This is a genomic window from Streptomyces sp. NPDC093598, from assembly GCF_044764825.1.
Classification (GTDB): domain Bacteria; phylum Actinomycetota; class Actinomycetes; order Streptomycetales; family Streptomycetaceae; genus Streptomyces.
Genome location: NZ_JBIWIV010000001.1, coordinates 437140 through 448387, shown reverse-complemented (window position 1 = coordinate 448387; position 11248 = coordinate 437140). Strand labels below are relative to the sequence as shown.

12 protein-coding genes are annotated in these 11248 nt (G+C 72.3%); 5 read left to right on the top strand and 7 right to left on the bottom strand.

Translation table 11 applies throughout. The features are described 5' to 3' along the window. Positions 1–2: 2 nt before the first annotated feature. From ACIRDU_RS02080 to ACIRDU_RS02055, 6 genes are all read right to left on the bottom strand, one after another. On the bottom strand, positions 3–1418 hold the full coding sequence (locus ACIRDU_RS02080; RefSeq protein WP_403573101.1) for an SLC13 family permease: 1416 nt from the start codon (positions 1416–1418) through the stop codon (positions 3–5). A 57-nt stretch (positions 1419–1475) separates the two neighbouring features. After that, a complete protein-coding gene (locus ACIRDU_RS02075; RefSeq protein ID WP_403573098.1) occupies positions 1476–2141 on the bottom strand; it encodes a response regulator transcription factor in 666 nt (221 codons plus the stop codon). Further along, entirely contained in the window at positions 2138–3652 is a 1515-nt protein-coding gene (locus ACIRDU_RS02070) for an ATP-binding protein (RefSeq protein ID WP_403573096.1), read from the bottom strand. The genes ACIRDU_RS02075 and ACIRDU_RS02070 overlap by 4 nt, the downstream gene beginning before the upstream one ends. After that, positions 3579–3905 (bottom strand): small secreted hydrophilic protein, encoded by a 327-nt coding sequence (locus ACIRDU_RS02065; protein ID WP_403573094.1) that lies wholly within the window; start codon positions 3903–3905, stop codon positions 3579–3581. The genes ACIRDU_RS02070 and ACIRDU_RS02065 overlap by 74 nt, the downstream gene beginning before the upstream one ends. Before the next feature lie 123 nt (positions 3906–4028). Further along, a complete protein-coding gene (locus ACIRDU_RS02060) occupies positions 4029–4310 on the bottom strand; it encodes an Lrp/AsnC family transcriptional regulator (protein ID WP_030848030.1) in 282 nt (93 codons plus the stop codon). Further along, positions 4307–5059: a rhomboid family intramembrane serine protease gene (locus tag ACIRDU_RS02055; RefSeq protein WP_403573090.1), complete on the bottom strand. Its 753-nt coding sequence runs from the start codon at positions 5057–5059 to the stop codon at positions 4307–4309. The genes ACIRDU_RS02060 and ACIRDU_RS02055 overlap by 4 nt, the downstream gene beginning before the upstream one ends. Before the next feature lie 159 nt (positions 5060–5218). Here ACIRDU_RS02055 and ACIRDU_RS02050 point away from each other — a divergent pair, with 159 nt between their 5' ends. From ACIRDU_RS02050 to ACIRDU_RS02030, 5 genes are all read left to right on the top strand, one after another. Then, positions 5219–5458 carry a hypothetical protein gene (locus ACIRDU_RS02050; RefSeq protein WP_003989675.1) on the top strand — a complete coding sequence of 80 codons (240 nt, stop codon included), beginning with the start codon at positions 5219–5221 and terminating at the stop codon, positions 5456–5458. 37 nt (positions 5459–5495) lie between these two features. Further along, entirely contained in the window at positions 5496–6845 is a 1350-nt protein-coding gene (locus tag ACIRDU_RS02045; RefSeq protein WP_403573088.1) for an NYN domain-containing protein, read from the top strand. Positions 6846–7090: 245 nt separating this feature from the next. Continuing rightward, positions 7091–8131, top strand: a complete 1041-nt coding sequence (locus tag ACIRDU_RS02040; RefSeq protein ID WP_403573086.1) for an NlpC/P60 family protein — start codon at positions 7091–7093, stop codon at positions 8129–8131. A 231-nt stretch (positions 8132–8362) separates the two neighbouring features. Then, a complete protein-coding gene (locus ACIRDU_RS02035) occupies positions 8363–9376 on the top strand; it encodes an NlpC/P60 family protein (RefSeq protein ID WP_403573083.1) in 1014 nt (337 codons plus the stop codon). 33 nt (positions 9377–9409) lie between these two features. Further along, positions 9410–10594, top strand: coding sequence for a hypothetical protein (locus ACIRDU_RS02030; protein WP_403573081.1), 1185 nt, complete (start codon positions 9410–9412; stop codon positions 10592–10594). Between the two features lie 22 nt (positions 10595–10616). Here ACIRDU_RS02030 and ACIRDU_RS02025 read toward each other — a convergent pair whose 3' ends face one another. Continuing rightward, complete coding sequence (locus ACIRDU_RS02025; protein WP_403573078.1) at positions 10617–11147, bottom strand: PadR family transcriptional regulator; 531 nt, start codon at positions 11145–11147, stop codon at positions 10617–10619. Positions 11148–11248: the final 101 nt, after the last annotated feature.

Genomic DNA, 11248 nt, shown 5'->3' with positions numbered 1-11248 from the left:
CCTCAACGGGTGACGGACACGCCGAGCAGCGGCCATACCGCGACGGCGAAGAGCAGGACGAGCGCGGCGCTCAGCGGGGCCAGGACGGCGGACAGCCGCAGCAGGTCGCGCGGGGTGAAGGTGGGGGTGCCGGGAATGTGCGAGAAGAGCGTGACCGGCTTGGCCGAGGCGGGCAGGGTGTGGCAGAAGCCCGCGGCGGCGGTGGAGGCCAGGGCGGCGGCGACCGGGTTGACGCCGACGCCGACGGAGGCGGCCACGACCAGCGGGACCAGGACCGACGAGCGGGCCGAGCGGGACTGGAGGACCAGGTGGGCCGCCGTGCTGACGGCGACCACGATCGCCAGGAAGAGCACCGGGGACTCACCGGTCGGCAGTCCGGAGACCAGCCACGTGGCCGCTCCCGAGTCGGCGAGCGCGACACCCATCGCCATCGTCGCGGCCATGAACAGCAGCAGCGACCAGGGGACGGTCTTCAGCGCGTCCTTCAGACGCACGGTGCCCAGGGCGGGCGAGGAGGCGATGACGGCGCCGATCAGCGCGACGAGCGCCGGCGGCACCCGGTGCAGCGGCTCACTGCACCACAGGACGATCACGGTGGCGAGCAGCAGGACGCAGCGCTTCTCGGCCTGGCTCCAGGGGCCGGTGACCGGCTGCTCGCTGTGCCGCTGGATCTGCTCGGGGGTGATGTGGACCGGGCCGCTGCGGTCCGCGCGCCGGGTCGTTGTCAGCACGACCAGTTCGGCGGCCAGGTGGGAGGAGACGACGGCCAACGGCAGGCCCAGCAGCAGCCACTGCGTGAAGCCGATGTGCTCTCCGGTCGTCTCCCACAGCACCGACACGGTGATCAGATGTGCTCCGGCGCCTATCAGGGTCGCCACCGCTGACAGAAGGATGACGGTCGGGAACAGCAAAGCCAGCATCACGACCAGTCGTTTGCGGTCGGCCAGGACCTTGGCGAGCGCGAGGAACACCGGCAGCGCGAGCGCGGCACGGCCCGACGTGGCGGGCACCGCGAAGGCCGTGACCACCAAGGCGGCCGTCGTCAGATGCACCAGCTGCCGGACGGTTCGCGCCCCGCTGACCAGGAACACCGCCGCCCGCCCCGCGAGCCCCGTCCGGCTCACCGCGGCCGCCAGCACGAACGCGCAGATCAGCAGCCACACCGTGGCGTCGCCGAGGGTGCCGAACAGGGTGTCGCTGCTGATCACCCCGGTCACCGTGAGCGCCAATCCGGCGCCCAGCGCGATGTACGTGTCGTCGATCGACGTCCCGATCCAGGCGCACGTCGCCAGCGTGAACACGGCCAGCGTGAGACGGGCGTCGCCGCCGAGTCCGGGGAAGTTCCCGGGGATCGCGAGCAGCGCGCACAGCGACAGCGCCGCGCACAGGGCGGTGAGAGCTCGTGGGTTCCATGTCACGTCATCGAGGGTTCATCCGGGGGGTGAGCCGTCGATGAGCCGCAGATGAAGGGAACTTCACCCGGTCGGGAGCCGGTACCCCATCCCGCGTACCGTCTCCACCCGCTCGGCGCCCAGTTTCCTGCGCAAGGTGCGGACGTACACGTCCACGATGTTGGACCCGGGGTCGAAGTCGTACCCCCACACATGGGAGAGGATCTGCTCCCGGGACAGCACCTGCCCCGGGTGCCGCAGGAACAGTTCCAGCAGGACGAACTCACGGGCCGTCAGATCGACGGTCCGCTCTCCGGAGCGGGCCCGGCGCGTGCGCAGGTCCAGGCTGAGGGAGCCGGACCTGAGCACCGTCACCTCCGGCGCCCGCGCCGCCGTACGGAGCCTGAGCCGCACCCGGGCGAGCAGCTCCTCGAAGCGGAACGGCTTGGTCATCCAGTCGTCGGCACCGCCCTCCAGACCGGCCACCGTGTCCCGTACGGAGTCCCGCGCGGTCAGCACGATCACCGGCACCGTCACCCGCGCCTCGCGCAGCTCCCGCAGGACCGTGAAGCCGTCCCGGCCGGGCAGCCCGATGTCCAGCACGACGAGGTCGAAGCCGCCGGTCAGGGCGTACTCGTAGCCGGCGTCGCCGTCGGTGACGACGGTCGTGGTGAAGCCGTTGGACCGCAGGCCCTTCTCCACGAAGGAGGCGATGCGCTCCTCGTCCTCGACGATGAGGATGCGGTTCACGTGGGGTCCCCTTCCGGTGCCCGGGGTGTGTGCAGGACGAGGGCGAAGGTGGCGCCGCCGCCGGGGGTGCCGTGCAGCCGTACCCGACCCCGGTGCCCCTCGGCGATCGCCTTGACGATGGACAGCCCGAGTCCGGCGCCCGAGCCCCGGGCGCCGCGGCGGGCCGTGCCGCGCCGGAAGCGTTCGAAGATCACCTCGGCGTCCTGCGGCTGCACACCCGGCCCCGAGTCGGCGACGTACAGCTCCAGGTGCGGGCCGTCGACGCGGGAGCCGATGCGGATGGTCTGGCCGGGCGTGGTGTGCTGCACGGCGTTCTGCGCGAGCTGCACCATGGCCTGGGTGATCCGCTGCGGATCCAGCTCGGCCTCCAGATCGGCGACCCCGTCGAGCTGCCAGTCGCGTTCGCCCAGGGTGCGGGCCTTGACGTAGACGTCGGCGGTGAGTTCGGCCACCTGGAACGGCTCGGGGGAGACGAAGTCGGGGCGCTCGGCCTTGGCGAGGAGCAGCAGGTCCTCGACGATGCGGCTCATCCGGTCCAGCTCGTCGGTGACCAGCCGGACCGTCTCCTCGCGTTCGCCCGGGTCGTCGCCCATGACCTCCAGATGCCCGCGCACGATGGTGATGGGGGTGCGCAGCTCGTGGCCGGCGTCGTCGACGAACTCGCGCTGCGCGGCGAAGGCCCGCTCCAGCCGGTCGAGCATGCCGTTGAACGTCTCCGCCAGGGCCGCTATGTCGTCGTGGCCGTGCACCGGGATCCGCCGGGTGAGGTCCTGCTCGGTGAGCTGCGCGGCCGCCGTGCGCACCACCCGCACCGGCCTGAGGATCCGCCCGGCGACCGCCCAGGCGATGCCGACGGTCAGCAGCAGGGCCACCCCGGAGATGACCAGCAGGGTGCGGAAGACGCTGTTCACGCGTGCCCGCTCGCGCTCCGGGTGGAACGCGACGACGAACGCGGCGTCCGGCGCCCGGCCCGGCTGGGCCACGGTGACCTTCGCCCAGCGGATCTCGCCCCGCGGCCGCTGCAGCACACCCGAGGACTCGGACGAGTCGAAGATGCGGCGCCGGGCCTCGGGATCCTCGTGCAGGGGCAGGGCCACGGGCAGGTCGTGCGGCTGGCGGATCTGCCGCGGGCCGGCACCCGACCGGCCGACCAGGCCGATCAGCTCCTCGTCCGCGTCGGGGTACTGCCGTTCCAGGAAGACCGTCAGCAGCCGGTCCGCGTCGGTGAACGGGCGGCCCGTCCGCGGGTCCCCGCCGCGCTCCTCGAAGTTGGCGAACTCGCCGGCCTCCTGGGTGAGCAGGCGGTTGATCCGGTTGTCGACGTCCCGCAGCAGGAACGAGCGGGTGGTCATCGCCACCGAGGCGAGCGCGAGCGCCATCACGAGCAGCAGCCACAGCAGGATCCGGACCCGGGCGGAGACGCGCCGGCGGCCGGTGTCAGTTGTCGGACCCGGGGCCGTCGTCGTCCGGCCCGTCGTCTCCGGTGCCCCGGCCGCGGTCGTCGTCGTCATCGTCACTCGCTGTGCTGTCGGTCACCGGGGGCCGCGAGACGACCTCGTCATCCGGCGTGGCGCCGGGCGGCGTGGCCTTCGGGGTGGGATCCAGCGTGGAGGTGGGCGTGGGCGTGCCGTGGTCGAGCTCCACCTGCTGGGAGGGCACCTCGGGCGCCTTGGGGCTGTCCGCGAGGGCGTAGCTGGTCGCGGCGATGCCCAGCGGGATCAGCACGACGGCGGAAAGGGCCGCCATCCGGCGAGAGAAAACCATGCGCCCGATCCTGCGGACGGGACCCGGTGAGCAGCATGAAGCCCGGATGAAGAACTCTTCATCCGCGGCCGGAGGGGCCGGCCGGGCCGGAGAGACCCGAGGGGCCGGGCGGGCCGGACGGGCTCAGTTGTCCAGCCCGATCGAGAACGCCGCCTCCAGGTCGTGCTGTGAGTACGTACGGAACGCCACGTGCGTGTCCGTCCCCTCCACCCCGGGGATCTTGCTGATCCGGCCGGGGATGACCTCCGCCAGGTCCTCGTGCTCCTTGACCCGGACCATGGCGATCAGGTCGTAGGTGCCGGTGACGGAGAAGACCTCGCTGACACTGTCCAGCGCCGCGATCGACTCGGCGATCTCGGGGATCCGGTCCACGCTGGTCTTGATCAGGACGATCGCGGTGATCACGGCTGGTTCTCTCCCTCGGGGGCCGGAGCAGGGGCGGCCTTCACTCTAGTAGGGCTGGTGGGGCGGCCGTAGCGGACCGACGCATAGCCGAAGCCCAGACCGAAGCCGATCAGGTGCGCGAGGTAGGCCACCCCCGGCCCGTCCGAGGCCCGCCCGGCCGCCAGCCACTGCAGCGCCGCCCAGAACGGCAGCACGATCCATGCCGGGAAGCGCACCGGCAGGAAGAAGAGGAACGGCAGGAGACTGGTCACCCGGGCACGGGGGAACAGGTACAGGAACGCACCGAGGACCGCCGAGATCGCCCCCGAGGCACCGACCAGGGACTGCTCGGAGTCGGCGTTGGCGACGGCGTAGCCCAGCAGGGCCAGGTAGCCGCAGCCGACGTAGAACAGGGTGAACTGCACGCGGCCCATCCGTTCCTCGGTCATCGCCCCGAAGACGTAGAGGAAGAGCATGTTGCCGAGCAGGTGCACCCAGCTGCCGTGGACGAAGAGCGCCGTGGCGGGGGTGAGGGCCGACCCCGCGGACCCTTCGAACAGTTCTGCGGGAATCACGCCCCAGCGCCGGAAGTAGGACCGCTGCACGGCGAGCAGCTCGTCACCGGTGCCGTACGCCGGGTTCAGGCCCGAGGCGGGTCCGGCCAGGAAGGACAGGCAGCACAGGGTGATCAGTGCGTACGTCACCGGCGCCGACGACCCCCTGACCGATCTGCCGGCCCGGACGATCGGCGCACTCCACTTGCGGATCATGAACACAGAGCATGACGTAACCGGACGCAACCGCCCAGACCGCCTCGCCGCCTCGGACGCGCAGGCGGCGAGTACCCGCCAGGCCGTAGGGTTACGAGCCACACGCACCGGGGATGCCGGTCGCGTCACGGACACTAGAAGGAAAGAGAACAGGTCACGATGACGGTTCCCCTGCCGACCGCCGAGACGCGGTGGCGCTGCACCCTCTGCGGCAACCTCACGAGGTTCGACGTGACCCGCTCGTCGAAGGTCGTCGAGTACGTCCACCTCGACCTGGCCGGAGAGCCGAAGGTCGAGGAGCGCGAGGTGCTCAGTGAGACCATCGAGTCGGTGCGCTGCCGCTGGTGCAACGCGGTGGACCAGGTGGAACTCGTGGACAGGCCGGGCGCCGGCTCCTGACGGGAGCCGGCCCCGCTCAGGCATTGGGGTGTGACGGATGGTGGAGACCACAGGCGGGGGGCCGGGCGACGGCGCCGCCGAGGTGCTCGACCGTCCCCTGCCCGACGGCGTGCGCCGCAGGGTCGTGCAGATCGTCTCCGACGGCTTCGGCGCGCTGACGGTGGGAGAGCTGCCCGCGCAGCTCAGGCAGTACGCCCGGTTCGCCCCGAACCGCAGGGCAAAGTTCGCCGGCAACGCGATGGCCGCGGCGCTGGAGACCGATCCGCTGTTCCGGCAGCGCGTCGGGGAGAAGCTCAGAGAAGCCCAGCCGGAACTGACCGGCGCTCTCGACTCAGGCTCCCCGCCTCCGGCCGCGGACCCGCTCGACGTGGCGGCCGCGGCCTACGTACTGCGGCCGCCCGGCTGGGTGAAGCTGGTGACCGCCGCCGGCGAGGAGGCCCAGCGGGCCGACGCCGAGCGCGCCGACGAGGAGAGCCGGGCCGAGCTGGAGCGGTTGCGCGCCGAGCTCGACCGGGCCCGCGACCACACCCGGACCGAGACCGAGCGGCTGCGCACGGAGCTGGAATCGGCCAAGAAGGAAACCGAGTCGCTGCACCGCAAGCTGCGGGCCGCCCTGAGCGACGTCAAGCGCGGCGAGGCCGCCCTGCGCAAGGCGCACGGCGAGATCGAGGCCGTCCGCGCGGAGGGGCACGCCCAGGTGTCCGCCGCCGAGAGCGAGACCCGGCGGCTCAAGTCCCGGCTGGGTGAGACCGAGGCCGCCCTGGAGGCCGCGCGCCGGGCCGCCCGGGAGGGTCGCAGCGTCGAGGACATGCGGGTACGGCTGCTGCTGGACACCCTGCTGGACGCGACCCAGGGGCTCCGCCGCGAACTGGCCCTGCCGCCGGTGTCGGTGCGGCCCGCCGAGACCGTCGACGCCGTCGAGCCGGGCCGGATGACCCCGAAGGACATCGCCGCCCGCGCCCTGTCCGAGAACGACCCGCAGGTCCTCGACCAGCTGCTCGCGCTGCCGCAGGCCCATCTGGTCGTCGACGGCTATAACGTCACCAAGACCGGTTATCCGCAGATGCCGCTGGAGAAGCAGCGCCTCAGGCTGCTCGGGCAGCTCTCCCAACTGGCCGCGCAGAGCGGCGCCGAGGTGACCTGCGTCTTCGACGGCGCCGAGCTCGCCGCACCGGTGCTGCTGGCCCCGCCGCGCGGGGTGCGCGTGCTGTTCTCGAAGCCGGGCGTCACCGCCGACGAGCTCATCCGCCAGCTGGTGCGGGCCGAACCGCCGGGCCGCCCGGTCATCGTGGCCTCCACCGACCGCGAGGTCGCCGACGGCGTGGCCCGCGCCGGCGCCCGCCCGGTGGCCTCGGCGATGCTCCTCAAGCGCCTTTCGAGGGCCTAGGGGGCGTACGCCCCATGCGTAACCTCCGGGCGTGATGCCCGGATTGCCGGGGCCTGTGAGCCACGTTGCGTCAAGTGGGTCTCACCGCCTGTGAGTCCAGATGAAAAGATGGCCTACCGTGACGCAATTTTTCATCTGAGGATTTGAACTGATCACAGGAAGGTCACTAGGGTCGGGCCGAACCTCCGCTCGGGTGATCACTCATCGGGAGAGACGGCGGAGGGGCCAGAAGGAGCTTTTCACCCGTGGCGTCCCACCGTCGTCCGAAGCAGCCGAGCCGCGCACGTGTGACCGTGCTGACCACAGCCGCCGCCGCTGCCGTCGCCTTCAGCTCGCAGGCCGCCAACGCGGCCCCCAGCGAGAAGCCGAGCAAGGACGAGGTCAAGGCCAAGGTCGACAAGCTCTACGAAGAGGCGGAGCAGGCCACCGAGAAGTACAACGGGGCCAAGGAGAAGCAGGAGAAGCTCCAGAAGGAGATCTCCACCATCCAGGACAACGTGGCCCGCGGCCAGGAGGAGCTCAACGAGCTCCGCGACAGCCTGGGCCTCGCCGCCGCGTCGCAGTACCGCACCGGCTCCATCGACCCCTCCGTGCAGCTGTTCCTCTCCGCGAACCCGGAGGACTACCTCGACAAGGCCTCCACGCTCGACCAGTTGAGCAGCCAGCAGGTCGAGGCGCTGAAGAAGGTCCAGGAGAAGCAGCGCGAACTCGCCCAGGAGCGCGCCGAGGCCTCCGAGAAGCTCAAGGACCTCGCCTCCACCCGGACCGAACTCGGCAAGAAGAAGAAGGAAGTCCAGGGCAAGCTCTCCTCCGCGCAGAAGCTGCTCAACAGCCTCACCGCCGCCGAGAAGGCCGAACTCGCCGCCGAGCAGAACCGCGCCAGCCGGACCAGCGAGCGCGACGCCCTCACGGCCGACGTCCCGCCCGGCTCGGGCCGCGCCGCCGCCGCTTTCGCCTTCGCCCAGAGCCAGCTCGGCAAGCCCTACGTCTACGGCGCCACCGGCATGAGCTCCTTCGACTGCTCCGGCCTCACCTCCCGGGCCTACGCCGCCGCCGGCATCCAGATCCCGCGCACCTCCGAGGCCCAGTCCCAGATCGGCACCAAGATCTACTCGGTCAGCCAGCTCAAGGTCGGCGACCTGGTCTTCTTCTTCAACGACCTGCACCACGTCGGCCTCTACGCCGGCAACGGGCAGATCATCCACGCCCCGCGCACCGGCACGGTCGTGCGCTACGAGTCGATGGACACCATCGGCGGCCCGTTCATGTTCGGCGTCCGGGTCTGACCCCAGCCCCGTACGTCCGCCCGCAGCCTCCTCGGCGTTCTCGGGACCAGGACACCGTGTCCGCCGTTCGGGCGAAACGCGACAGCCCCGAGTGAGCCCACGCCCCGCCCTTGACCTGCGTCAGCGGCGGGGCGCAGTGCTGGATACCCACGGATGGTCGTTGGCGGCCACCTGCCACGGGGCTACTGTCTGCCGCGTTCACGTCCGCCAGCGGAAGGAGAGCGGCTTCCCGTGGGGTCCCATCGCCGCCTTGCACCGTCCGGGTCCGACCGGGGCGCCGGTGCCGCGGTCAGTATCCTGTCCGTCGCGGCCGCCGCCCTGGGCGCGGTGCCGGTCGGCGCAGCACCGTACGACGACACCCGGGCCAAGGTGGACCGGCTCTACGAGCAGGCCGAGAAGGCGACCGAGGCCTACAACGAGGCCGACGAGCGCGCCGACGGGCTGCGCGAGGAGGTCGGCACCGCCCGGGACCGGATCGCCCGCCAGCAGCAGCGCATCAACTCCATGCGGGAGTCCCTCGGTTCGCTCGCCGGCGCCCAGTACCGGTCGGGCGGCATCGACCCGTCCCTCGCCCTGCTGTTCTCCGACGACCCGGACGACTACCTCGACAAGGCGTCCCGGCTCGACCGCTTCACCGCCCACCAGGCCGGTGAGCTGAAGGAACTCCAGGAAGCCATGCGCGAACTCGCCCAGGACCGCGAGGAGGCCGCCGGCAAGCTCCGTGAACTCGAGGAGAGCCGCAGGGCCGTCGCCGCCCACAAGAAGACCGTCCAGCAGAAGCTGGCCACGGCCCGGCGGCTGCTCGACTCCCTGCCGGGCGCCGAGCGCGACGCCTACGGCCGCGCCTCCCGCTCCGGCCGCGCCGGGACGCCCGACCTCGGCGGCGCCACCGCCGCCTCGGAACGCGGGTCCGCCGCCGTCGCCGCCGCCCGCAGCGCGCTCGGCAAGCCCTACGTCTGGGGCGCCAACGGGCCGTCCGGCTTCGACTGTTCGGGGCTGATGCAGTGGTCGTACGCGCAGGCCGGGGTCTCCCTGCCGCGCACCTCGCAGGGCCAGCGGTACGCCGGCCGGCAGGTCCCACTGTCCGAGGCGCGCCCCGGTGACCTGGTCCTCTACCGGGGCGACGCCAGCCATGTCGGGATGTACATGGGCAACGGTCAGGTCATCCACGCGCCCTACCCCGGCGCGCCCGTGCGCTACGACCCGGTCGGGATGATGCCCGTCTCGTCGGTCACCAGGGTCTGACCTGCGCGGCCCGGCGCCCGTACGATCGGGAGCGTGGCTGGTCGAAGGTCGGGATCCGGGGTGGTGGCGCTCGTCCTGCTGCTCGTGGCCCTGGTCGGGTGCGGCGGGCGGCCCGCGGCCGACAGCGCCACGGCCGACGTCCAGCGACTCCTGGACCGGCGGGCCGCCGCGGTCCTCGACCGTGACGAGCGGGCCTACGAACGGACCGGCAGGGGCACCGATTTCGGCCGGCTGCGCGCGGTGCCGGTGGCCGCCTGGTCGTACCGCGTGACCGGGCTGCACCGCACCGGCGACACGGCCACCGCCGAAGCCGAGCTGCGCTACCGCGTCGCCGGGTACGACCCGGCGCCGGTGACCGCCGGGCGCACCCTGCGGCTGAGCCGGGACGCGGACGGGCAGTGGTCCGTCGACACCGACCGGCCCGCGAAGAAGTCCGCACAGCAGCTCTGGGACCAGGGGACGGTGCAACTCGTCCGCGGGCGGCACAGCCTCGTCCTCGGCGTCGGGCAGTCCGGGCAGTCGCTGCGCGACTTCGCGGACCTGGCCGACCGTGCGGTGCCCGCCGTATCGGACGCGTGGGGGGCGGACTGGAGCCGACGGGTCGTCGTGCTCGTGCCGGAGTCACTGGAGGGGATGGCGGGGCTGCTCGGCTCGCCCGCCTCCTCCTACCGCGGGATCGCGGCGGTCACCACCGGCGAGACGGGCGCGCCGGGACGGGCCCCGGCGGACCGCATCATCGTCAACCCGGACGCGTTCGCGCTCCTCGGCGGCCTCGGCGAGCAGGTCGTCGTCACCCACGAGACCACCCACGTCGCCACCCGCGCCCGCACCACCGCCGCCACACCCCTGTGGCTGTCCGAGGGATACGCCGACTGGGTCGGCTACCGCGCCGCCGCCCGTACCCCCGCCGATGCCGCGCCCGAGCTGTCCCGGGCGGTCGCCGAGGGCCGAACCCCCTCCGCGCTCCCGGACGACGAGGACTTCGGTTTCACCGGCGACGCGAGCCGCCTGGCCCGCGCCTACGAGAGCGGCTGGACGGCGTGCCGGCTGATCGCCGACCGCTGGGGCGAGTCCCGCCTTGGCGCGTTCTACCGGGCCGTCGGGGAGCACGGGAAGCGGGCCGGGGCGGTGGAGGACGCCATGCGGAAGGTGCTGGGAACCACACCGGAGGCCTTCACCGCGGCGTGGCGGGAGTACCTGCGGGGGCAGCTGGGCTGACCGGGCCGGAACGCCCGCACCCTCACTCCGGCCGGTCGAGCGCCTCGATGGCCTCCCGCAGCCAGGCCCGTTCCGCCTCGCCCGTAGCGCGGGCCACCCGGAGCATGCCCTGGCGGAACAGGTCCTCCGCCTCCTCGGCACGGACCGGCTTGCCGGACGCGTAGAAGAAGCTCGTCGGGGTCTCCAGGAACTCCAGCCGGCGGCGCAGCACCGCGGCCTGCTCGTGCCGGTCGGGCAGGTGGCGCAGGAAGGCCAGGACCGTGTTGAAGCGGACGTGGTCGGTGATCTCGGTCTGCTTCGGGTGGCGCAGCCGCTGCAGCAGCTCCTCGCGGCCCTCGCCGGTGAGGGCGAGGATCCGCCGCGGGGCCGCGCCGGCACCCGGCTCGGTGCGCTGGTCGAGCAGGCCCGCCGTGGTCAGCCGGGTGATCGCGGGGTAGAGCGCGCCGTCGCTGACCGGCCGGACGTGCCCGGTCAGCGCCTTGATGCGCTCCTTCAACTCGTAGCCGTGCAGCGGTTCCTCGGCCAGGAAGCCCAGGATCGACAGCTCCAGCATGAGTCCTCCTTGCGGGTGGATCGGAGCGCATGCTACCTCTTAACGACATACCTCGAAACGAGATAACTCGCATCGATACAGCTCGGATCGAGGTCGACCAG

Bases quoted from the DNA above. Each gene is read 5' to 3' on its own strand.
- ACIRDU_RS02070 (WP_403573096.1), bottom strand. From the start codon at position 3,652: ATGACGACGACGACCGCGGCCGGGGCACCGGAGACGACGGGCCGGACG.
- ACIRDU_RS02065 (WP_403573094.1), bottom strand. From the start codon at position 3,905: ATGGTTTTCTCTCGCCGGATGGCGGCCCTTTCCGCCGTCGTGCTGATC.
- ACIRDU_RS02055 (WP_403573090.1), bottom strand. From the start codon at position 5,059: ATGATCCGCAAGTGGAGTGCGCCGATCGTCCGGGCCGGCAGATCGGTC.
- ACIRDU_RS02050 (WP_003989675.1), top strand. From the start codon at position 5,219: ATGACGGTTCCCCTGCCGACCGCCGAGACGCGGTGGCGCTGCACCCTC.
- ACIRDU_RS02045 (WP_403573088.1), top strand. From the start codon at position 5,496: ATGGTGGAGACCACAGGCGGGGGGCCGGGCGACGGCGCCGCCGAGGTG.
- ACIRDU_RS02025 (WP_403573078.1), bottom strand. From the start codon at position 11,147: ATGCTGGAGCTGTCGATCCTGGGCTTCCTGGCCGAGGAACCGCTGCAC.